Genomic DNA, 22,256 nt, shown 5'->3' with positions numbered 1-22,256 from the left:
GCAGCCGCGGTACGCCGCTACTAGCCTTTCCGCCATGGAGAAGACGCATGCGGCCGACAGCCACGACCTGATCCGCGTGCACGGCGCGCGCGTCAACAACCTCAAGGACGTCAGCGTCGAGATCCCGAAACGCCGGCTCACGGTGTTCACCGGCGTCTCCGGCTCGGGCAAGAGCTCGCTCGTGTTCGGCACCATCGCCGCCGAGTCGCAGCGGATGATCAACGAGACGTACAGCGCGTTCGTCCAGGGCTTCATGCCGTCCCAGGCCCGCCCCGACGTGGACGTGTTGGAGGGCCTGACCACGGCGATCCTGGTCGACCAGGAGCGGATGGGCTCCGACCCGCGCTCCACGGTCGGCACCGCCACCGACGCCAACGCCATGCTGCGGATCCTGTTCAGCCGGCTCGGTGACCCGCACATCGGCTCGCCGCAGGCGTACTCGTTCAACGTCGCCTCGATCTCCGGCGCCGGCGCGGTGACCATGGAGAAGGGCGGCGTCACCACCAAGGAACGGCGCAGCTTCAGCATCACCGGCGGGATGTGCCCGCGGTGCGAGGGCCGCGGCGCGGTGACCGATTTCGACCTCACCGCGCTGTACGACGAGAACAAGTCCCTCAACGAGGGCGCGCTGACCATCCCCGGCTACAGCATGGACGGCTGGTTCGGCCGGATCTTCCGCGGTTGCGGGTACTTCGACCCGGACAAGCCGATCAAGAAGTACACCAAGCGGGAGCTGCACGACCTGCTCCACAAGGAGCCCACGAAGATCAAGGTCGACGGCATCAACCTGACCTTCAGCGGCCTGATCCCGTCGATCCAGAAGTCCTTCCTGGCCAAGGACCGGGAGGCGATGCAGCCGCACATCCGGGCCTTCGTCGACCGGGCGATCACGTTCACCACCTGCCCGGAGTGCGACGGCACCCGGCTCAGCGCGGGCGCCCGCGCCTCGAAGATCAACGGCGTCAGCATCGCCGACGCCTGCGCGATGCAGATCAGCGACCTGGCCGACTGGGTGCGCGGGCTGGACCAGCCGTCGGTCGCCCCGCTGCTCGGGAAACTCCAGCACACCCTGGACTCGTTCATCGAGATCGGACTCGGCTACCTCTCGCTCGACCGCCCGGCCGGCACGCTCTCCGGCGGCGAGGCGCAGCGCACCAAGATGATCCGGCACCTCGGCTCGTCGCTGACCGACGTCACCTACGTCTTCGACGAGCCCACCATCGGCCTGCACCCGCACGACATCCAGCGGATGAACGAGCTGCTCCTGCAGCTGCGGGACAAGGGCAACACGGTCCTGGTGGTCGAGCACAAGCCGGAGGCGATCGCGATCGCGGACCACGTCGTCGACCTCGGCCCGCGCGCCGGGGCGGCCGGCGGCGAGATCGTCTTCGAGGGCACCCTGGACGGGCTGCGCGCCAGTGGGACGCTGACCGGCCGGCACCTCGACGACCGGGCGTCGCTCAAGCCCGACGTCCGAAAACCATCAGGGCATCTTTCGGTACGCGGCGCCGACTCCCACAACCTGCGGAACGTGGACGTCGACATTCCGCTCGGCGTGCTCGTGGTGGTCACCGGCGTGGCCGGGTCCGGCAAGAGCTCGCTGATCCACGGCTCGGTGGCCGGGCGGGAGGGTGTGGTCGCCGTCGACCAGGGGTCGATCAAGGGCTCGCGGCGGAGCAACCCGGCGACGTACACCGGCCTGCTGGAGCCGATCCGCAAACAGTTCGCCAAGGTCAACGGCGTGAAGCCGGCCCTGTTCAGCGCGAACTCGGAGGGCGCCTGCCCGAACTGCAACGGCAACGGCGTGATCTACACCGACCTGGGGATGATGGCCGGCGTCGCCAGCCCGTGCGAGGTCTGCGAGGGGCGGCGCTTCGACGCGTCGGTGCTCGACTACCGGGTCGCCGGTAAGGACATCAGCGAGGTGCTGGCGATGCCGGTCGCCGAGGCCGTCGAGTTCTTCGCCGCCGGCGACGCCCGCAACCCGGCCGCCCACAAGATCCTGTCCCGGCTGTCCGACGTCGGCCTCGGCTACCTGACCCTGGGGCAGCCGCTGTCCACGCTGTCCGGCGGTGAACGGCAGCGGGTCAAGCTGGCCGTCCACATGGGGGAGACCGGCGGCGTCTTCATCCTCGACGAGCCGACCACCGGGTTGCACCTGGCCGACGTCGAGCAGCTCCTCGGCCTGCTGGACCGCCTGGTCGACGCGGGCCGCTCGGTGATCGTCATCGAACACCACCAGGCCGTGATGGCCCACGCCGACTGGATCATCGACCTGGGCCCGGGCGCGGGCCACGACGGCGGCCGGGTGGTCTTCGAAGGCACCCCGTCCGACCTGGTCGCCTCCCGCCCCACCCTGACCGGCGAACACCTCGCCGACTACGTCAAACCCTGACCCGCCGCCGCGCCGCCCGCTCCCGCCGCGCCCGTACTTCCGGCATTGCTGGTCACCGGCGGGCGGGGGACGGATCCGGCCGCGGCGGGCGGGTTTCCGGTCGTACCGTAAGCGGGTTTTGATTTAGACGACCTCGGTGAGTTTGCCGGTGGTGACGTCGAAGACGAAGCCGCGGATCGCGTCCCTGTGCGGGATGAACGGGTCGGCCTGGATGCGGCGGATCGACTGGCGGACGTCGGTGTCCAGGTCGGGGAACGCCTCGGCGGCCCACTGCGGGCGGATCCCGACCTCGGCCTCGATCGACGCCTTGAACTGGTCGTCGGTGAAGGTCAGCATCCCGCAGTCGGTGTGGTGGAGCAGGATGATCTCGGTGGTGCCGAGCAGGCGCTGACTGATCGCCAGGCTGCGCAGCGCGTCGGCGGTGACCACGCCCCCGGCGTTCCGGATGACGTGGGCGTCGCCCTCCTTGAGGCCGAGCACGGCCTGCGGGTCGAGGCGGGCGTCCATGCAGGCCAGCACGGCGACGTGCTGGGCGGGCGGCAGGGGCAGGGGGCCGCCGAAGGTCGCGGCATAGCGCTCGGCGTTGGCGAGCAGTTCGTCGGTCGCACTCATCACCGGATGCTATCCCTATCAATGCGATAGGAATGTCGTTGTCCGCACGGGTAATCAGTTCGTGGCGAAGAAGTTCCCGTAGACGTCGAGGGACTGGCCGCTCGCGCCGGTGGCGACGGCCTCGTAGGTGTCGCCGCCCGCGTTCCGGCCGCCCGGCGCGTGGTCGTACTTCGCGGTGAACGTGTACGTGCCCGGCGCGACCTCGTCCGCCGAGGCCAGCGTGAACGTGTAGAGCAGCGCGTCGGAGTGCTCGGTCACCGCGACGCTGACGCTCGCGCCCGGCACCGACTTGGTGCCGCCCCGGGAGACCAGGCCGGGGGTCTTCGCCACTCGGACGGTGACGGTCAGCGACGTGAGCTTCTCGCTGGTCTTCAGGGTGATCACGCTCGCGCCCCGGGTGTCGCCGCTGTCCGGGTCGATCGAGCCGTCCGACCAGAGCGGCCCCTGCTCGACCCGGGTGTTGCCGGGCGCGCCCTTGACCGGCGCCCCGGTCGGCGGAGCCGTCGTCGGCGCGGTGGTCCTGCCCGGCGCGGACGAAGCGGGCGGCGCGGACGAGGCGGGCGGACGGGTCGGCGTCGAGGAGGTCGGCGGCGTGGTCGCGGGCGTGCCGGCCGGGGTGGTCGCCGGCGTGGTCACGACCGGCGGGGCGGCGTCCTCCTTGCCGGAGTCGCCGGCCAGCGCGAACTGTGCCGCGAACCCGCCCCCGCCGAACAGCGCGACGAGCGCGCCGACCACCGCGAGCCGGAAGCGCGGGCCACCGCGGCGGCGGACCGGGGCCGGGTCGTTGATCGCGGTCGAGGTGATCCGGGCCAGCATCGCCTCGCGGTCGGGCGTGTGGGCGGCCGCCTCGGCGCGCAGCACCGACCGCAACTGATCATCGGAGAAGCCGTGCGGCGAGTCCGAGCGCGTCATCGGGCCGCCTCCCAGCCGTCGATCCGGGTGACCGCCCCGCCGAGCAGCCCGGCCAACTGTTTCGCGCCCCGTGAGGTGGCGCTCTTCACCGCGCCGACGGAGATGCCCAGCGTCGCGGCGACCTCGCGCTCGGACAGGTCGAACGCGTACCGCAAGACTACGCACGCCCGTCGCCTATGCGGTAATTTGCGCAACGCGCCGCGGACGTCGAGGACCGCCGGCACGTCCCGGCTCTCCTGGGTGCCCGGCGACATCCCGAAGGTGAGCAGGCGTTCCCGGCCCCGCCGGCGGACCCACTGGCGGGCCAGGTTCATCAGGATGCCGTGTCCGTAAGCGGCCGGATCGTCCGCGGCCTGCACCCGGTCCCAGTGCCGCCAGACCTCGGTCAGCGCGTCCGCGGCCAGGTCGTCGGCGGCCGACGACTCCCCGGTCATCAGGAACGCCAGCCGCGACAGCGAGGTGTGCTGGCGCTCGAAGTACGCGCGGAACGCGTCGTCGCGCATCAGCACCCCTCTGAAAACTTTTACCGGACCGGACGACGGTAGAGATCGTGGCCGGGGTGCGGCAAGGGCCGATCAGACACTTCGCCAGTGATTTGCCGGACTGTCCCCCGGCGGCTTCCCACCTGTCGGACTGATCGATAATCTTCGACACGTGAAGCGAGCGCTTGCCGCCGTGGGCGGATTGGTCCTGGGTCTGAGTGTGCTGATGACACCGTCGGCGGCGGTCGCCGCCGACGCGTCGTACCGGACGTTGAGCACGGCGAGTCATCCGGACTGGATGCGATCCCTGCCGGACGCGCGGAGCCTGGCCGCGCTCTCCGTCCCGGGCACGCACGAGACGCTGTCGATCCACGGCGGCGCGTGGACGCAGACCCAGGAGGACTTCGGCGACAGCGCGGCGACCCTGACCGCGCAGCTGAACGCCGGCATCCGGATGATCGACATCCGGGCCCGGGTGAACACCGGCAACACGTTCACGGTGCACCACGGGGCGACGTACCAGAACGCCAACTTCGACGACGTGCTGAGCAGGCTGGCGGCGTTCCTCGGCGCGCACCCGGGGGAGAGCGTGGTGGTGCGGCTCAAGCAGGAGTGCACCGGTGAGCTGGGCTCCTGCACCGACGCTTCGGGGCAGAGCAGCTTCCAGGACATCTTCGACGGGTACGTCGCCGGCCGCCCCGGCCTGTTCTGGGCGCCGTCGGTGACCCGCGCGTCCGGGGCGGCGATGCCCACGCTCGGGCAGATCCGCGGCAAGGTGGTGCTGGCGGTGCTGAACGGCCCGCGCGGCGGGGTGGTCGAGCACTACGGCCTGGCCCAGTTCGCCGGCTGGCACGACGGCTCGTCGACCTACGTCCAGGACGAGTACAACGTGCCGAACCTGGGTGCGATCGCCACCAAGCGGGACCAGGTGCGCCGCTTCCTGGACACCACCAGCGCGGGCGACCCGTCGCTGATGTACGTCAACTTCACCAGCGGCGCGAGCGTGTTCGCCCAGCCGCAGTCGGTGGCCGGGGGGTCGCTCGGGGTGCAGGGGGTGAACCCGTTCCTGCTGACCTACCTCAACGAGGGCCCGGCGGTGCACACCCCGGTGGTCCGCACCGGCGCCGTGCTGATGGACTTCCCGGGCGGCACCCTGATCGACAAGATCCTGTCCTACAACTGACCGGGCGGCTCGTCGAGCAGTCCCCGGAGCGCTTCGCGGAGGTCGTCGAGGGCGGCCTCCGCCGTGTCGCCTCGCCGTGGGCGCCGACGCCGGGGCGTAGCCGGGCGTGGGCGCACCACACGCCGTCCTCGTCCGGCTCGACCAGGACCGGCACGGAAATGTGCGCATTGCTGCTCCTCTGGTCCGGCGATGCCGTCAACCTGTTCAGCGTGGATCCGCTCGGTGCAGCCGGGGAAGTTCCCGCTGAGCCGGGTGGTCCGGGTGGTCAGACGTAGTCCGGTTCCAGTTCGCTCGTCGCGACGGCGAGCAACTCCGCGGCCATCGCGCGCGCATCGACCTTGCCGAGCCAGCCGACGAGCTGATCCCGCGCCTGCTCGACCGCGCTCGTGAACGCCTCCTCGTCGACCACGCCGGCCGGCGCGATTATGTTGCGCAGCGGGGCGGATTCGATAGCGGCCTTGACGAGCTTCTGGCCGATCCAGAAGCCGGTTCGCTCGCGCATCACGAACGTCAGGTGCGTGCTCTCTGTGGCCTGGTGGCGGGCGTGCGGGTTGTGGACCCAGCCGCGCGGCAGGACGAGGACTTGTCCGGCCTTCAGCTCGATCACCTGGTCCGGCCCGTCGGCCTTGAGCTGTTTCACCAGTTGGTCGAGCGGTTCCAGGTTGGATGCCTTGAAGTCGCGGTGCGGGTCCGCGACTACGGGATGCCAGATCTCCCAGGTCTTGCTGCCGGAGAGCTGACAGACGAGGCCCATGTTCTGATCCCAGTGGTAATCGAGCCCTTGGGCGCCGCCTGGGGTGACGAAGCCGGTGACGTAGCAGCCGTATCCGGTCTCCCGCTGGATCGCCCGGCACATGGCGTGCAGCGGGGGGTACCAGCGGTCGAGGTTTCGCAGTTGGAAGCTGTATCCCCGGGCACGCAGGGTGGAGACGCGCGACGGATCGAGCGTGCCGGCCGGGGCGTAGGCCCGCGGGTGGCGAGCGGCTCCCTCCCGAACGACGTTGATCTCATCGGCCGGCGCGCAGCCGGTGTCGAGGTACGTATTGAGGAGCTTCGCGTTGATGATGTTCGAGAAAACGCTGTCGGGCGGAATCTCGTGGACCGCCGGCTTGGCCGGCCAGTCGGTCATCATCTCGGCGACCGTGCCCTTGTCGAACAACATGCTGAGGGACATCTCATCCTCCGCTTGTGGGTCGTGATGTCTGGGGCGGCATGGGACAGGCGATGTCTCGCAGGTGAGAATGCGGGCAGACAATGGCGGCGATCACTATCTCCGTCCCGGTGCCCGTGTGGTATTGCCACCAGCCGTCGACACCGTTCAACAGGCCGTCGCGCGTGGTCTCCCTCCGTTGATCGAGGCCGGGCCACGCCTGCGTGCCGTCTTCGCGAGCAGTTGGACGATGACGTTCGCGGTTGGTAACCATCCAGGCGACAACATCATCGACCTCGATCCAGGTCAGACCGGCGTCAGGCCGGCGCCTGAGGTAGTAGCCCGTCTGCAGCGGCGGCAGCTCGGGGCGGAAGCCCTGCACCTCGTTCAGACCGCCGGGCCGGCGCCCGGTTTCGCGCTTTTTCAGCTCCTCTGTTGAGCCCGTCCAGAGGTACCCGTGCCAATGCCGCCCCGCTGCGGTCATGCGGTTGTCTACCCCTCGTCAGGTGGGCGGGCCGCCCTTCGGAGGCCCACCCGATGAATTGGTCTTACCGATCAGGCGTTGTCGCCCGAGCCGGTGATGGCGGCGACGAAGTCCGTCATCTCCGCTGCACTGAATCGCAGCTCCGGGCTCGTCGCCCCGAGCTTGGTGTCGCGGAGGACGTAGGCGCCGGGCTGGCCGGGGATGTCCGCGAAGGACACGCATCTCTCCAGGCTCCCGCCGATGTTGCCGCCACACGGCGTACGGAAGTCGTCCTCCGGGACCTCAACGAGGTACAGGTCGTCTTTGGCCATGGCATGAATCTCCCTACGTGTGCTGCCGCGGGGTCGGTCCTCGCGGGCGCTCGCCGACGTGTTCGGTGTGGGGAACCAACATCACCGGTCTCCCGGAAGTGGCGAGACTGCGTCGGCGTCGTCCGGGTGTCGGCCCCGCCCGTCGTGCCAAGGCCGACGTTATGGAGGTGCAGCACGACCCTCCAAGGAGTTTGCTCAAGTTTGCTCGTTACCTTTTGGCTTGACAGGACTACACAAAGCCGCGAACTATCGCCTAGGACGAGCAAAACCAAGCAACTTCCGTTCGGAGGGATTGGGAATGCAGCTAACGTTCCTCGGCAAAAACACGCAGGGCGGCGGCTCGCCGACGCTGTACGCGTCCGACCAGGACTCGTACGTCGTTCAGGGATGGAAGGTGGAGGGACTCCCCGCAGCCATCGAGATTCCGGCTCTTCTGCTTCGGCATCTGCACCCTGGTGTGGAGCTCGACACGGAGCTCATTCCCACCGGGCGCAGATGGCGGGGCGACGACGGAGAATGCGAGACGTTCTACCTGTCGGGAACTCCGCTACCCGACGATGTCCTGAAGCAACTCAGCGTTCCGGACCACGAGGCATGCTTTGAGGTTCAGCGACGACGAAGGGATGGGTGAGCGTGCAGCTGCTGCAAGGCCAGGCGTTTTTGGACGTCTTCCGGACGTTTGAAGAGTCGGCGTTCCACCTCGAGGTGGAGGACGCCTACCACACCCCCGACGAGTCAGAGCCGTTCCGAAAGTTCCTGCACGGCGAGCCAGACGACTTTGATTGGCACCGCCCCTGGCTCGATCTCGTCCGCGACACGACCAAGACCGGCAAACGGGTGGAACGGATCCGCATCGTGTCAGTGCCGCACGTCGACTACACCCGCTGGGGACTGACCGTCGCGCCGCTGAACATCGAGGCCGGCGAGGATATTCGCTGGCTCCCACGGTCACTGCTCGACGGTGCCGAGGTCACCGCCGACGATTTTTGGCTCATCGACCGCAAGCGGGTCGTGTTTACGGTCTTCACCCCGGATGGCACATTCTCCGGCGGTGCCGCAACCGCAGATCCCGTGATCGTCGAACGATGCGTCCGTGTGCGCGACGCCCTCTGGAAGCTCGCCACCCCACACCGCGACTACGTGGGCTGAGCGTGTTCCTTGGCGACGAGCACTGTTCATCAGGCACGCGAGGATTTTGGTAAGCGTCTTCGCGACCTGCGCAAGGATGCTGGACTGACCGGCAGGGGACTGGCGGACCTTGCCGGTTGGCACAGCTCCAAGGTCTCCAAGATCGAATACGGCAAGCAGGCCGCTTCCGAGCAAGACATCCGGATATGGTGCCGGCTTTGCGCGGTTGACGACCAAACCCAGGACGTGCTCGCTGCTGTCCGCGACATCGAAGCCATGTCGGTGGAGTGGCGCCGCCGACTACGCACCGGCACGCGCGCGCGGCAGGACAAATCGCGGTTGCTGGAGTCCGACACACAGCTCATGCGGTGGTTCGAGCCGCTCCTGATACCCGGGCTGCTCCACACGGCCGAGTATGCAGCTGCTGTATTTCAGCGCGTGGTCGCCTTCTACCAAATTCCAGACGACGTCGACGCCGGCGTCGCGGCCCGCATGGAACGGCAGCAAATCCTCTACCAGAGGGGACATGCCTTCCACTTCGTGATTACGCAGCAGGCACTACGCACCCGCGTCGGCAGCCGGGACGTGATGGCGGGGCAGCTGGATCGCCTACTTTCGGTGATGACAATGCAGCGGGTTCGCTTGGGTATCGTGCCCGCTGAAGCTCCCTACCTGACGCCGGCCAGCCAGTTCATCATGTTCGATGACCGGCTGGTTCATGTTGAGGGAGTTTCGGCAGAGCTAACCGTCACGCAGCCGCGAGAAATCATGATGTACGCGCGTGCCTTCAGCATCCTTGCTGGCCAAGCTGCTTATGGTGCCCACGCGCGGGGCATCATCATGGAGGAACTGGAAAGGCTGGCCGCGGGCTAGGACAGGTGGGTTCTTTTGAAGCGCAACCACCCGCGGACGTCGCCCTGGAGGGGCTCGTGTTCTGGGCGCCCCGCGCCCTTGCGAGGCCCGGAAGGGTCCCCGCGGGAGCGACGATCAGTTATTGGCCGCAGCCGAGGCAAAAAAGTTCTTGATCTGCGAAAACCGCGACGCGCGCCGCCGAGCCCGAGCCGGCCGCGCGCGTCGCGTCCGCGTCATTCGTCCCGGGGGACCGCGACCGGCGAGACCCGCCAGATCCGCGCGGCGTAGTCGCCGACGGTCCGGTCCGACGAGAAGAAGCCGCTGTGGGCCGTGTTCAGGATCGACATGCGGGTCCAGCGGGCCGGGTCGCGCCAGGCGGTCTCGACCTCCTCCTGCGCGTCCAGGTACGACCGGAAGTCGGCCAGCGTCAGGTACTCGTCCCAGCCGAGCAGCGAGTCCGCCACCTCCCGGCCGACCCCGCCGAACGTGCCGGCGGCGATCGCGTCGATGGCCGCCTTCAGCTCGGCGTCCCGCTCGTAGTGCTCGCGCGGCCGGTAGCCGGCCAGCTGCACCTCGGCGGCCTGGAACGCGTCCAGTCCGAAGAGGAAGAAGTTCTCCTCGCCGACCCGGGCCCGGATCTCGATGTTGGCGCCGTCGAGCGTGCCGACGGTGAGTGCCCCGTTGAGCGCCAGCTTCATGTTGCCGGTGCCGCTGGCCTCCTTGCCGGCCAGCGAGATCTGCTCGCTGAGGTCGGCGGCCGGCACGATCTGCTCGGCCAGGGTCACGTTGTAGTTCTCCGCGAAGACCACCTTGAGGTACGGCGACACCACCGGATCCGCCGCGATGGTCGCCCCGACCGCGTTGATCAGCCGGATGATGCTCTTCGCGGCGTGGTAGGCGGGCGCCGCCTTGCCGGCGAAGAGCACCGTGCGCGGGATCCAGTCCCCGGTCGGGCTCTGCCGGATCCGGTGGTACATGGTGATCACGTGGAGCAGCTTGAGCTGCTGCCGCTTGTACTCGTGGAACCGCTTGATCATCACGTCGGTCAGCGAGTCCGGGTCACCGGCGGCCAGGTCGATCTTGTTGGCCCGTTTCACCGCGCGCCAGCGCTCGGCGAACGCCGCGTCGTCGGCGAGCCGTTCCAGCCCGGCGAGGCGTTCCAGGTCGTTGAGCCAGCCGTCGTCGCCGAGCCCGTCGGTGATCAGATCGGAGAGCCGCGGGTTGGCCAGCTTGACGAACCGGCGGGGCGAGACTCCGTTGGTGACGTTCTGGAACTTGGCCGGCCACAGGGCGGCGAAGTCCTGCAGCACGGTCTCCCGCAGCAGCTTGGAGTGCAGCTCGGCGACCCCGTTCACGGCCTCGGTGCCGACCACCGCGAGGTGCGCCATCCGGACCCGGCGCTCGCCGCCCTCGGAGATGATCGACATCCGGCGGATCCGGTCGACGTCGCCCGGGAAACGCTCCTCCACCTCGCGCAGGAACAGCATGTTGATCAGGTAGATGATCTCCAGGTGGCGCGGGAGCAGCCGCTCGAACAGCTGCACCGGCCATGTCTCCAGGGCCTCCGGCAGCAGCGTGTGGCAGGTGTACGCGAACGTGCTCCGGGTGATCGACCAGGCCTGGTCCCAGTCCACCTCGTACTCGTCGACGAGCAGCCGCATCAGCTCCGGGATGGCGATCGTCGGGTGCGTGTCGTTGAGCTGGATGACGGTCTTCTCGGCGAAGTCGGCCCAGTCCTCGTTGCGCAGCCGGAACCGCCGGACGATGTCCCGCAGCGAGCAGGAGACCAGGAAATACTGCTGCTTGAGCCGCAGCTCACGGCCCAGTTCGGTGCTGTCGTCGGGGTAGAGGACCTTGCTGATGTTCTCGGCACGGACGGCTTCCTGGACCGCCTCCGCGTACTGCCCGGCGGAGAACCGGGACAGGTCGAACGACGCCTCGCTGCCCCGCGCGCGCCACAGCCGGACGATGTTGACCGTCTCGGTGCCGTACCCCGGGACCAGCATGTGGCTGGGCTCGCCGAGCACGATCTCGCCGGGCACCCAGCGCTTGCGGGTGTCCGAGCCGGGGATCGGCTCGGTGTGGCCGTAGAAGTGCACCACCTGCCGGTCGTCCGGGGCCGGGAACTCCCACGGGTTGCCCTGGAACGCCCAGTCGTCCGGGCGCTCGGCCTGGGCGCCGTTCTCCAGGGACTGCTTGAAGATGCCGAAGTCGTAGCGGATGCCGTAGCCGACCGCCGGAATGTCCCGGGTGGCCATCGAGTCGACCAGGCAGGCGGCGAGCCGGCCGAGGCCGCCGTTGCCGAGCCCGGGCTCGACGTCCAGGTCCTCCAGCTCCTCGATCGACCGGCCGAGCACCTTGACCGCCTGGGTGGCGAGCTCGCCGGTGCCGGAGTAGAGCAGATTCTGTTCCAGCTGCGCGCCGAGCAGGTATTCCGCGGAGAGGTAGTAGACCCAGCGCGGGTTGCTGGCGAAGTGCGCCGCCGCGGTGCGGGCCCGGCGATCGGCGAGCCGGTCGCGCACGGTGAGCGCGAGAGCCTCGTAGGCGTCCCGCGGACTCGCCGACTCCACCGTGGTGCCCCTGCGGTAATAGAGGCTGCTCAGCAGATCCTGTTGGAACTCGTCCGCGGTGGTGCCCAGTCGTCGCAGACCGATGCCTTGGCTGCCTTGGCGAAGATCCATGCCGCCCATTCTGCCGCGACCACGTTTCCAGCGGCTGACGTTCCCCATTCCGCCAGAAGAAGACCCTTCACCCCATAAAGATCAAATTCTTCCTTGCCTCGGTCCGCCGGGGTACAGATCGTCGCTCCCGCGGGGACCCTTCCGGGCCTCGCAAGGGCGCCGGGGCGCCCAGAACGCGAGGCCCTCCAGGGCGATGTCCGTGGGTGGTCGCGGTTTCAAAGGACCACGCGACCCGGTCTGTGCTCCCGGCCCGGCCGCGTCTCGCGGTGGCGGCTGGCGCTGAGGGCTGTTTCGCCCGCCGGGAAGGACCGTGAGTGCCGGCCGGGGGCGTGAGCGGCGCTTGGCTCGCGTTCAGCGGGTCTGCATGCGGCGGGTGAGCTCGGCGGCGCGGTGCTGCTGGACCGAGGCGGCCTGGGTCCGGACGAAGCGCCGCAGTCCGAGCGGGGCGGTCACCGCGATCGTCTCGACGACCGAGGTGCCCTCGACCGCCGGGGTCAGCGTGACCCGGGAGGTCAGCGTCACGAAGCCGGGACTCCGGACATCACTGACGATCGTGTGGGTGTCCGGAGCCCCGGTCATGGTGACCCGGATCGGGTTGTTCCAGTGGAACGGCCCGAAGTCGAAGCGCTCCACGGCCACATAGGCGATCGCCGCGCCCACCGGACGGATCTCGCGAACCGCCACCACCAGCGGCGACAGACCGATGTAACTGCGCGGATCGATCAGGTGCGCGTAGAGGCGATCGACCGGCGCGGCAACCGTGAACGAGTGCGCGAACTCCATGACCGCGCACCCTAACGGATCTTCCTTCCGGACGCGGTCAGTCCTGCGTCTTCTCGACGTAGTACCCGTACGCGAAGTCGCCGTCCAGCGAACCCCCGACCCGGGCGGTGAACCCGATCGAGTCCGGCTTCGGCAGGTCCACGTCCTGCCGCACGATCGACCCGTCGCACGGACCCGAGATCGCCCGGGCCGGGACGCCGCCGCCGGTGACCGCCCCGACCGTGACGGCGCCGCCACCGGTGCAGGTGAACGCGACGACCACCCCGGTCACGTGCCCGGGCGTGACGGCGAGGGTGTTCCCCAGGTCGGCCGCCAGCCGGCCGAAGCCGCCGCCGATCTTCTCGGTCCCGGTGAACGCCCCGTCCAGGATCGGGACCGCGCCGGACCCGTCGGCGGACGGCGAGCTCCCGGGATCGCTCGCGGGCCGGTCGGGATGACAGGCGGCGGCGGTCAGCAGCAGACCGAACAGGGCGGCCGCCACCCAGGCGCGCCGTCCCGCGGTGCGGATCCGGGTCACGAGCTCTGGCGCCCGATCGACATGTCGCCCCGGCGCGGCGTCTTGATCACGATGGTCTTCGTCTTCGGCGTGCACGGGGCCGCCACCCAGCTCTTCACCGAGGTGATCTTCCACCCGACCTGTCCGAGCACCGCGCGGTACGCCTTGCTCGTGGTGTTCGTGTCGGTCACCGTCTGCGTGCCGGTCCAGGTCCAGGAATTGCTGATTTTGGTATCCAGCTTCACCTTTGCCTTGGCGAGAATGGCGTTGGCGTCGATCTCGACCCCGGTCCCGACGTCCCAGGTGAACGTGTGCGTTCCGGTGACCGCCCAGGAAACCGTCTGACGGGGCAGCAGATAGGTCGACTGCGGTTTGTTCCTGTCCTCGAGGAAATAGGGCGTGCCCTTCACCGTGTACGTCGGCTTGTCATTCGTCTCGATGCACCGCGTGGGGTGGTGGACGCCGCTGCCGGCGTCCGCGTCGTCCTGGCTCCCGGCCGGTTTGTCGCCGGTGAAACTGAAGGTGACCGTCTCGCCGGCGTGCACCACCGTGCCGTTGTCGAGGACGATGACCGGTTCGCCGGTGGGCGCGGGCGCCGCGGCGGACGCGGCCGTGGCGCCGGTCAGCAGCAGGGCGGTGGTGGACAGGATCGGTACTGCGGTGCGCAGCGGTCGGCGGTTCAAGGGGTCCCCGTTCGCAAATGAAGATGATCTTCAGTGGATCGGTTCGCCACAGTAGGTGCGCCGCGTGATGATGGTCAATTAACCATTCTCGTCTGTGATTAGCGCAACGCCATTTGAATGGAATGGAAAGTTTAGAGTCCATTCCGCTGTTCCATTCACGACAGTGCCGGAAACGGGATCAGCGGATGGCGGTCGAGCCGCGCGGGACCAGGCGGCAGGGGCGGGTGATCGGGCCGTGCGCCGGGTCGCCGTTGATCGCGGCGAGCAGCACCTCGGCGGCGGTCCGGCCGATGCCCTCCAGGTCCATGTCGACACTCGTCAGGGCGGGCCGGCTGGCGTCGACCATGACGTCCCAGTTGTCGAAGCCGACCAGCGCGACCGAGCCCGGCACGTCCCGCCCGGCCTCCCGCAGGCCCTCCCCGACGCCCCGGGCGATCTGGTCGTTGCCGCAGAACACCGCGTCGAAGTCGACGCCGCCGGAGACCAGCATCCCGGCGGCCTGGCGACCCCACGCCTCGGTCCACTCGCCGTAGAGCACCGGGGCGGCGAGCTCCGCCTCGGCCCCCGCGGCGGCCGCCCGGACCTGTGCCGAGTGGTGGTGCTCCGGCCCGGTGACGTGTGCGATCCGGCGGCGGCCGGTGTCCAGCAGGTGCCGGATCGCGCGCCGGGCGCCGTCCGCCTCGTCAGGCACGACCGAGCAGTCGCGCGGGTCGGTGGAGCTGATGAACGCGTACACCACCGGCACCGGCAGCTCGGCGCCGATCGGCGCCCGGGCCTGGGTCCGGCGGCCGGTCACGATGATCCCGTCGACCTTGCGGCCGAGCAGCGTCCGCAGGTAGTACTGCTCCCGGATCGGGTCGTCCCGGGCATCGCACAGGAACACCGACATCTGTCCCGCCCCGAGCGCGTCCTCCGCGCCGATGAGCAGCGGGATGCTGAACCGCCCGATGGTGTCGGTGGTGATCATCCCGACCGTGTAGGTGCGCCCGGTCTGCAGCGACCGCGCGGCCGCGTTGACCACGAAGCCGAGCTGGTCAGCGGCCTGCCGGACGCGCAGCCGGGTCTCCGGGCGCATGGTCCCGCGACCGTTGAGCGCCTTCGAGGCCGTACCGGTGGAAACCCCCGCGAGTGCGGCGACCTCGCTGATCGTGGCGCCGCGTCGATCGTTGCTCAGTGTTTCCTCCCCGGTTTCCTTCGCCCCGTGTAATGCGACGGTAACTTCCTATTGACAGGCCCGCAAGGTCGTCCTTAGCGTCTAGGCAATCGTTTTCCTTGAGTTTCCCCACACCGCTCTTGAGGGGTAACAACCATGAACATCCGAGGCCTCGGAGCCGTCCTCGCGGTCACCGCCTGCCTGCTCACCGCTTGCTCCTCCGGCAGCTCCGGCACGGAGAGCAAAACCCCCACCGACTACACCATCTGGGACCCGTACCCGCAGTTCGACGCCAGCTCGGACTGGGTGAAGCTGCTGACCAAGTGCGGCACCGACGCCGGCGTCACGGTCAAGCGAACCGGTTACGACACCACCGACCTGACCAACAAGGCGCTGCTCGCCGCGCAGCAGGGCAACTCCCCGGACGTGCTGATCGTCGACAACCCGGTGGTCTCCACGCTGGCCGAGGCCGGCGTGCTGACCACCACCGAGGACATGAAGATCGACACGTCGGCGGTCTCGCCGAACCTGCTCGCCGCCGGGCAGCAGGGCGGCAAGACGTACGGCACCCCGATCGGCGCGAACACCCTGGCGCTCTACTACAACAAGAAGGTCCTGGACGCCGCGAAGGTCGACCCGGCGGCGATCAAGGACTGGGCGTCCCTGACCAGCGCGCTGGAGAAGGTCAAGGCGGCCGGCAAGAAGGGCATCACGTTCTCGGCGATCGGCACCGAGGAGGGCTCGTTCCAGTTCCTCCCGTGGTTCTGGGGCTCCGGCGCGAACCTGACCCAGCTCGACTCGCCGCAGGGCGTCGCCTCGCTGACGCTGTGGACCGACTGGCTGAAGAAGGGCTACGCGCCGAACTCGGTGCTGAACAACACCCAGACCACCAGCTGGCAGGAGTTCGCCGCCGGGGACTTCGCGTTCAGCGAGAACGGCACCTGGCAGCTGGCCAACGCCAAGAAGACCGGCTTCGAGTACGGGATCATCCCGATCCCGTCGCAGGCCGGCGGCACCGCCCCGGCCCCGACCGGTGGTGAGTTCGTCACCGCGCCGGTCCAGTCCGACACCGCCAAGTACCCGACCACGCAGAAGCTGGTGGCCTGCCTGACCAGCGCGGACAACGCGCTGACCACGGACACCACGCTCTCCTACGTGGCGGCGACCGACGCCGTCCAGCAGAAGCAGGTCGCGGCGAACCCGGAGCTGACGGTCTGGGTCGAGGCGGTCAAGGCGGCCAAGGGCCGGACCAGCGACGACCTCGGCACCAAGTACCCGAAGATCTCCCAGCCGATGTGGGGCGCGTTCCAGGCCGCCCTCTCCGGCTCGAAGACCCCGCAGCAGGCGCTCACCGACGCCCAGGCGGCGGCGGGCAAGTGACCTCGCACGCGGAGACGCTCGTCCGGACCCGGGGTTCGTCCCGGGTCCGGCGGGCCCGGGGACAGTGGGCGGCGTGGGCGTTCCTGGCTCCGGTGATCATCTACCTGGTCGCGTTCTACGCCTACCCGCTCTACCGGAACCTCGACCTGAGCCTGCGGCACTACACGGTGCGCAGCTTCGTGCAGGGGGATGCGCCGTTCAGCGGCGCGGACAACTACCGGACCGTGTTCAGCGATCCGACGTTCGGGCCGGCGCTGCTGCACACCATGGTGTTCACGCTGGTCAGCATCGCGTTCCAGTTCGCGATCGGGCTGGCGCTGGCGGTCTTCTTCACCCAGCACTTCAAGCTTTCCGCGACATTGCGGGCGTTGTTTCTCGTACCGTGGCTGCTGCCGTTGATCGTCTCGGCGTCGACCTGGTCCTGGATGCTCAACAGCGACTCCGGGATCGTGAACTACGCGTTGAGCATCTTCGGCGTGGATCAGATCAACTGGCTGACCTCGCCGGACTGGGCGCTGACCAGTGTGATCATCGCGAACGTCTGGATCGGGATCCCGTTCAACCTGGTGATCCTCTACAGCGGCCTGCAGGGCATCCCGAACGACATCTACGAGGCGGCCGCGCTGGACGGCGCGAGCGGCTGGCAGCGCTTCTGGCGGGTCACGTTCCCGCTGCTGCGGCCGGTCTCGGCGATCACGCTGCTGCTCGGGCTGGTCTACACGCTGAAGGTCTTCGACCTGATCTGGATCATGACGAAGGGCGGGCCGACCGACGCGTCGACCACGCTGGCCACCTGGTCCTACCGGCTGTCGTTCGGCAACCTGCTGCCCGAGTTCGGGCCGGGGGCCGCGGTCGGCAACCTGCTCATCATCATCGCCCTGTTCTTCGGGCTGATCTATGTCCGGAGGCAGCGCCGTGACTAAGCCGCTGAAGACCGCGGTCGGGGTGCTGCTGACCGCGATCATGCTGTTCCCGGTCTACTGGATGGTCAACGTGTCCTTCACCAAGGACACCGACATGCGCGCCGATCCGCCGCATCTGTTTCCGCTTCACGGGACGCTCGAGGGCTATCGGGCTGTGCTCGACCAACAGATGCCGTACCTCGGAACGAGTCTTCTGATCGGGGTCGGGACGGTTCTGCTGACCTTGCTCCTGTCGGCGCCGGCCGGATTCGCCCTGGCCAAGCTGCGCCCGCGGGGCACCGGGGCGCTGAACTTCGTGCTGCTGATCGCGCAGATGATCCCCGGGATCATCATGGCGATGGGCTTCTACGCCATCTACCTGCGCGCCGGCGTGCTCAACACGGTGCCCGGGCTGATCCTGGCGGACTCGACGATCGCGGTGCCGTTCGGCGTGCTGATCTTCACGGCGTTCATGTCCGGCATCCCGGACGAGCTGATCAACGCGGCGGCGATCGACGGCGCCTCGAAGTTCCGCACGTTCCGCTCGGTGATCCTGCCGGTGTCCCGCAACGCGATCGTCACGGTCAGCCTGTTCGCCTTCCTCTGGGCCTGGTCGGACTTCGTCTTCGCCACCACGCTCGACGGCGGCGGTGAGTACCAGCCCATCACGCTCGGCATCTACCACTACATCGGGAACAACAACCAGCAGTGGAACGCCATCATGGCCACCGCCGTGATCGCGTCCATCCCGGCGACGTTGCTACTCATCGTCGCCCAGCGTTACGTCGCCGCCGGTGTGACCGCCGGCGCGGTCAAGGATTGAGGAAAACCCCGCCATGGACGCTTCATACGGCCCTGTCGTGCCCACCGCCCGTGCCGTCTCCGCGCTGCGGCCGCTGCCGCGGGAAGCGGTGACGCTCCGGCCGGAGAGCCTGTTCGGCGGCTGGCAGTCCCGCAACGCCGCCGCGACCCTGCCGCACTGCGTCGCGCAGCTCGACTCCTACGGCAACCTGGCGAATCTGCGGCGGGTGACCGGCGATGACGCCGGGGAGTTCCGGGGCTTCTGGTTCGCGGACTCCGATGTGTACAAGACGCTGGAGGCGGCGTGGTGGCTAGGCGACAAGTCCGGATTTGTCGCTGATATTGCCGCGTTGCTGGAAAAAGCGCAGGATGCCGATGGGTATCTTGACTCGTATTACCAGGTGGACAACCGCGACAAGCAGTGGAGCGAGCTGCACTTCAGTCACGAGATGTACTGCGCGGGGCATCTGTTCCAGGCGGCGGTCGCGGCGGAGCGGAGTGCGCCGGACGATCCCGCCGCGCAGCAGGTGCTGGGCATTGCCCGGAAATATGCAGACTTATTGGTACGGAAGTTCGCCGAGTCGCCCGAAGTGGACGGCCACCCCGAGGTGGAGACGGCGCTGGTCGAGCTCTACCGCGTCACCGGCCACCGGCCGTACCTGGACCTGGCCGCGCACTTCGTCGCCAACCGCGGCCACGGCGTGCTCGGCGAGGGCCGGTTCGGGCCACGCTACTTCCAGGATCACGCACCCGTGCGGGCGGCCGACGAGGTCACCGGGCACGTCGTCCGGCAGGTGTACCTGCTGGCCGGCGCGGTCGACGTGGCCGTGGAGACGGGCGACGCCGAGCTGCTGGCGGCGGCCGAGCGACTGTGGGACTCGGCGCTCGCCAGCCGCACCTACATCACCGGCGGCCAGGGCTCGCGCCACCGCGACGAGGCGTTCGGGGATCCGTACGAGCTGCCGCCGGACCGTGCGTACGCGGAGTCGTGCGCCGCGATCGGCAGCTTCCAGTGGGCCTGGCGCCTGCTCCTGGCCACCGGTGGAGCCAAGTACGCCGACGAGATGGAACGGCTGATCTACAACGGCATCGCCGGCAGCACCGGGGTCGACGGCGCCACGTTCTTCTACTCCAACCCGCTGCAGCTGCGGACCGGGCACGACGGCTCGCACGAGGACGCCCCCTCGCAGCGCCTGCCCTGGTACTCCTGCGCCTGCTGCCCGCCGAACCTGGCCCGGCTGATGGCCTCGCTGGACAACTACGCCGCCACCGGCGACCCCGGCGGCCTGCAACTGCACCTGTACACCGCGGGCACGTTCCGGGCCGGCGGGCACGCGGTCGACGTGCGCACCCGCTTCCCGTGGGACGAGACGATCAGCGTGACGATCACCGAGGTCGGGCCCGGGCCGTGGACGCTGTCGCTGCGGATCCCGGCGTGGTGCGGGGACGCCCGGCTGACGGTCAACGGCGAGGCGGTCCCGGTCGAGAGCGGGTACGTGCGGCTCACCCGTACCTGGCTGATCGGCGACCGCGTCGAGCTCACCCTGGTGATGCTGCCGCGCCTGATCGCCGCCCACCCCCGGGTCGACGCGGTCCGCGGCGCGGCCGCCCTGGTCCGCGGCCCGATCGTCTACTGCCTGGAACACGCGGACGCCCCCACCGGCGTGCCGTTCGAGGACCTGGAGCTGGACTCGTCCGCCCCGCTGCAGGTCAGCCGCGATCCGGACGGGCTCGCCCCGGTGCTGCTGCGGATCCCGCTGCGCGCCCGTCCCACCGACACCCCGCATCTCTACCGGCCCCTCCCGGCCCCGGTGCGCGTCACCCCACCGGTGATCGCCACCGCCATCCCCTATTTCCTCTGGGCCAACCGGGAGCCGGGTCCGATGCGGGTGTTCATCCCCCTATCCGAGAGGTGACCCATGCGCCGCTCCGTAATACCCGTCCTCCTACTGGCCGCCGCCGGGCTGGTCGTCCCCAGCCCGGCGCGGGCCGCGGGTAACACCCTGACCGTCAACGTCGGGACCACCGTCCGTCCGGTCACGCACGTGGCATCCGGCGGCCTCTATGCCGTCAGCGCTTCCACCCAGGTTCCGCTCGCCCTCCATCTCAACCATCTGACCCAGCCGCCGTACGGCGTTCAGCAGCTCGGCAACGGCGCCACCGTCCCGTGCTGCGACGGTCTGGAGATGGCCGGCAAGGTGACCAGCGCCGGCGCCCAGCAGTTCTGGCGGCTGCCGGACATCTACAAGGACTTCCCGTACCAGTGGGTCAGCTGGGCCGACTGGGAGTCCAAGGTGCGCACCATGGTGAACGCGCGACTGGGCGCCACCTCGGCCACCAACATCGACGGCTACGAGCTGTGGAACGAGCCCGACTGGACCTGGAACACCAGCTCCGCGGGGGCCTTCAACGCCGGCTGGACCCGTACGTACCAGCTGATCCGGACGCTCGACACGGTCACCCCGATCGTCGGGCCGAGCTACTCGATCTACAACCACGACTGGATGGTGGCGTTCCTGACCAACGCCAAGAACACCGGCACGCTGCCGGACGTGACCGTCTGGCACGAGCTCGACGTGCACAGCTACAACAACGTGGCCGCGCACGTCGCCGACTACCGGGCGATCGAGTCGTCGCTGGGCATCTCGGCCCGGCCGATCTCGATCAACGAGTACGCGTCGCCGGACCAGGTCGACATCCCCAGCGTCGCCGCGCACTACATGGCGGTCTTCGAGCGGAACGGGATCCGGGACGCCGAGCGCGCCTACTGGTACGAGGCCGGGACGCTGAACGGGCTGCTCTACAACAACTCGCCGACCGCGACGTACTGGGCGTACAAGTGGTACGGCGACATGGCCGGCAACATCGTCCAGACCGTGCCGTCGTCGTGGCTGGACGGGGTGGCGGCGTACGACGGCACCCGCAAGATCGTGAACGTGGTCTTCGGCGGGGACAGCGGCGCGAACACCGTCAAGGTGAACGGGCTGGCCGCGCTGGGCTCGCAGGTGAGCGTCACGCTCTCGAAGACCGGCACCACCGGGCGGACCACGGCGTCGACCGCGACCACCGTCTCGACCAGCACGTATGCGGTCTCCGGCGGCAGCATCACGGTGCCGGTGTCCGGGATGGACGCGCTCGCCGCCTACCAACTGGTGATCACCCCGACCTCGGGCGTGCCGACCTGGCAGCAGCGCTACGAGGCGGAGAACGCCACCGCGGTCAACGCCAACCGCTTCACGTCGTCGTCCGCCTCCAGCGGCGGGTACGTCGGGCAGATCGACGGCTCGGCCAACATGCGCAACCAGTCGTTCGTCGACTTCGTGGTGAACGTGCCGACGGCCCGGGCGTACACGATGACCATCGGCTACGCCAACGCCACCGGGGCGACCGCGACCCAGGGGCTGGCCTACAACGGGGGCGCGTTCCAGACGGTCAGCTACCCGCCGACCGCGGCGTGGGGCGTGTTCGGCTCGACGGTCAGCGCCTCGGTCACGCTGAAGGCCGGCTACAACGTGATCCGCCTCGCGAAGGGCTCACCGAACTTCGCCGGCGGCACCGGCTACGCCGAGCTGGACTACATCAACCTCGCCTGATGGGTGCTGCCGGGCCCGCCCCGGGCCCGGCAGCCCTTCCCGGTACGCCCATCTCAACGCCCGCCTTGCCGGCCCTCAGCCCGGTGCGCCGCCGCCCGGCCGCCCCGAGTGCCGCACAACCGTGAGCACCAGCGAACTCGAGCGCCGCACACAACCGTGAGCACCAGCCGGGACCGCGACCCCGCGGCTGGGCCCTGACCCGGCAACCGGGTTGCGGGGGTCCTTTGAAACCGCAACCACCCACGGACATCGCCCTGTAGGGCCTCGCGTTCTGG

The 22,256-nt window shown here is 69.0% G+C and carries 21 protein-coding genes; 10 read left to right on the top strand and 11 right to left on the bottom strand.

What is annotated here, in order from left to right:
* Positions 1 to 34: 34 nt before the first annotated feature.
* Positions 35 to 2,395 (top strand): excinuclease ABC subunit UvrA, encoded by a 2,361-nt coding sequence (locus L3i22_RS45835; RefSeq protein WP_221323688.1) that lies wholly within the window; start codon positions 35 to 37, stop codon positions 2,393 to 2,395.
* 123 nt (positions 2,396 to 2,518) lie between these two features.
* Here L3i22_RS45835 and L3i22_RS45830 read toward each other — a convergent pair whose 3' ends face one another.
* The 3 genes from L3i22_RS45830 to L3i22_RS45820 are packed head-to-tail and all read right to left on the bottom strand — an operon-like array spanning position 2,519 to position 4,422.
* A complete protein-coding gene (locus L3i22_RS45830) occupies positions 2,519 to 3,007 on the bottom strand; it encodes a carbonic anhydrase (protein WP_221323687.1) in 489 nt (162 codons plus the stop codon).
* A gap of 54 nt (positions 3,008 to 3,061) precedes the next feature.
* A complete protein-coding gene (locus L3i22_RS45825) occupies positions 3,062 to 3,919 on the bottom strand; it encodes a hypothetical protein (protein WP_221323686.1) in 858 nt (285 codons plus the stop codon).
* A complete protein-coding gene (locus L3i22_RS45820) occupies positions 3,916 to 4,422 on the bottom strand; it encodes a SigE family RNA polymerase sigma factor (protein WP_221323685.1) in 507 nt (168 codons plus the stop codon). Before L3i22_RS45820 ends, L3i22_RS45825 begins: the two co-directional genes overlap by 4 nt.
* 151 nt (positions 4,423 to 4,573) lie before the next feature.
* Between L3i22_RS45820 and L3i22_RS45815 the strand changes: the two genes are divergently transcribed.
* Entirely contained in the window at positions 4,574 to 5,584 is a 1,011-nt protein-coding gene (locus L3i22_RS45815) for a phosphatidylinositol-specific phospholipase C (RefSeq protein ID WP_221323684.1), read from the top strand.
* Positions 5,585 to 5,849: 265 nt separating this feature from the next.
* Here the strand turns inward: L3i22_RS45815 and L3i22_RS45810 are convergent, their stop codons facing one another.
* The 3 genes from L3i22_RS45810 to L3i22_RS45800 all read right to left on the bottom strand — a co-directional run bounded on the left by L3i22_RS45810 (position 5,850) and on the right by L3i22_RS45800 (position 7,529).
* Positions 5,850 to 6,746 carry a cupin domain-containing protein gene (locus L3i22_RS45810; RefSeq protein ID WP_221323683.1) on the bottom strand — a complete coding sequence of 299 codons (897 nt, stop codon included), beginning with the start codon at positions 6,744 to 6,746 and terminating at the stop codon, positions 5,850 to 5,852.
* Between the two features lie 13 nt (positions 6,747 to 6,759).
* Positions 6,760 to 7,218, bottom strand: coding sequence for a hypothetical protein (locus L3i22_RS45805; RefSeq protein WP_221323682.1), 459 nt, complete (start codon positions 7,216 to 7,218; stop codon positions 6,760 to 6,762).
* 71 nt (positions 7,219 to 7,289) lie between these two features.
* Positions 7,290 to 7,529, bottom strand: coding sequence for a DUF397 domain-containing protein (locus L3i22_RS45800; RefSeq protein WP_221323681.1), 240 nt, complete (start codon positions 7,527 to 7,529; stop codon positions 7,290 to 7,292).
* Positions 7,530 to 7,827: 298 nt separating this feature from the next.
* Between L3i22_RS45800 and L3i22_RS45795 the strand changes: the two genes are divergently transcribed.
* Genes L3i22_RS45795 through L3i22_RS45785 form a run of 3 tightly spaced genes read left to right on the top strand, consistent with a single transcriptional unit; the run spans position 7,828 to position 9,530 of the window.
* Entirely contained in the window at positions 7,828 to 8,160 is a 333-nt protein-coding gene (locus L3i22_RS45795) for a hypothetical protein (RefSeq protein WP_221323680.1), read from the top strand.
* Entirely contained in the window at positions 8,157 to 8,678 is a 522-nt protein-coding gene (locus L3i22_RS45790; protein WP_255657654.1) for a DUF6879 family protein, read from the top strand. Before L3i22_RS45795 ends, L3i22_RS45790 begins: the two co-directional genes overlap by 4 nt.
* A 9-nt stretch (positions 8,679 to 8,687) precedes the next feature.
* Positions 8,688 to 9,530 carry a helix-turn-helix transcriptional regulator gene (locus tag L3i22_RS45785; RefSeq protein WP_221323679.1) on the top strand — a complete coding sequence of 281 codons (843 nt, stop codon included), beginning with the start codon at positions 8,688 to 8,690 and terminating at the stop codon, positions 9,528 to 9,530.
* 212 nt (positions 9,531 to 9,742) lie between these two features.
* On the opposite strand, the gene L3i22_RS45780 is transcribed toward L3i22_RS45785, so the two are convergent.
* From L3i22_RS45780 to L3i22_RS45760, 5 genes are all read right to left on the bottom strand, one after another.
* Positions 9,743 to 12,190, bottom strand: coding sequence for a glycogen/starch/alpha-glucan phosphorylase (locus tag L3i22_RS45780; RefSeq protein WP_221323678.1), 2,448 nt, complete (start codon positions 12,188 to 12,190; stop codon positions 9,743 to 9,745).
* Between the two features lie 351 nt (positions 12,191 to 12,541).
* Positions 12,542 to 12,973, bottom strand: a complete 432-nt coding sequence (locus L3i22_RS45775) for an SRPBCC family protein (RefSeq protein ID WP_221323677.1) — start codon at positions 12,971 to 12,973, stop codon at positions 12,542 to 12,544.
* A 37-nt stretch (positions 12,974 to 13,010) separates the two neighbouring features.
* Positions 13,011 to 13,490 carry a hypothetical protein gene (locus tag L3i22_RS45770; protein WP_221323676.1) on the bottom strand — a complete coding sequence of 160 codons (480 nt, stop codon included), beginning with the start codon at positions 13,488 to 13,490 and terminating at the stop codon, positions 13,011 to 13,013.
* Positions 13,487 to 14,152: a hypothetical protein gene (locus tag L3i22_RS45765; RefSeq protein ID WP_221323675.1), complete on the bottom strand. Its 666-nt coding sequence runs from the start codon at positions 14,150 to 14,152 to the stop codon at positions 13,487 to 13,489. Before L3i22_RS45765 ends, L3i22_RS45770 begins: the two co-directional genes overlap by 4 nt.
* A 178-nt stretch (positions 14,153 to 14,330) precedes the next feature.
* Positions 14,331 to 15,326 carry a LacI family DNA-binding transcriptional regulator gene (locus L3i22_RS45760; RefSeq protein ID WP_221330469.1) on the bottom strand — a complete coding sequence of 332 codons (996 nt, stop codon included), beginning with the start codon at positions 15,324 to 15,326 and terminating at the stop codon, positions 14,331 to 14,333.
* Between the two features lie 285 nt (positions 15,327 to 15,611).
* Here L3i22_RS45760 and L3i22_RS45755 point away from each other — a divergent pair, with 285 nt between their 5' ends.
* From L3i22_RS45755 to L3i22_RS45735, 5 genes are read left to right on the top strand one after another with little or no spacing between them, the layout of a single operon-like run.
* On the top strand, positions 15,612 to 16,685 hold the full coding sequence (locus L3i22_RS45755; RefSeq protein WP_255657653.1) for an extracellular solute-binding protein: 1,074 nt from the start codon (positions 15,612 to 15,614) through the stop codon (positions 16,683 to 16,685).
* A complete protein-coding gene (locus L3i22_RS45750; protein WP_221323673.1) occupies positions 16,682 to 17,608 on the top strand; it encodes a carbohydrate ABC transporter permease in 927 nt (308 codons plus the stop codon). Before L3i22_RS45755 ends, L3i22_RS45750 begins: the two co-directional genes overlap by 4 nt.
* Positions 17,601 to 18,410 (top strand): carbohydrate ABC transporter permease, encoded by an 810-nt coding sequence (locus L3i22_RS45745; protein WP_255657652.1) that lies wholly within the window; start codon positions 17,601 to 17,603, stop codon positions 18,408 to 18,410. The genes L3i22_RS45750 and L3i22_RS45745 overlap by 8 nt, the downstream gene beginning before the upstream one ends.
* Positions 18,411 to 18,447: 37 nt before the next feature.
* Positions 18,448 to 20,304, top strand: coding sequence for a glycoside hydrolase family 127 protein (locus tag L3i22_RS45740; protein ID WP_255657651.1), 1,857 nt, complete (start codon positions 18,448 to 18,450; stop codon positions 20,302 to 20,304).
* A 3-nt stretch (positions 20,305 to 20,307) separates the two neighbouring features.
* Positions 20,308 to 21,981: a hypothetical protein gene (locus L3i22_RS45735; protein WP_221323670.1), complete on the top strand. Its 1,674-nt coding sequence runs from the start codon at positions 20,308 to 20,310 to the stop codon at positions 21,979 to 21,981.
* The last annotated feature ends 275 nt before the right edge of the window (positions 21,982 to 22,256 follow it).

This window comes from Actinoplanes sp. L3-i22, from assembly GCF_019704555.1.
Lineage (GTDB): Bacteria > Actinomycetota > Actinomycetes > Mycobacteriales > Micromonosporaceae > Actinoplanes.
Note: the sequence above shows the minus strand (reverse complement) of the source record. Positions and strands in the feature narration are given on the sequence as shown.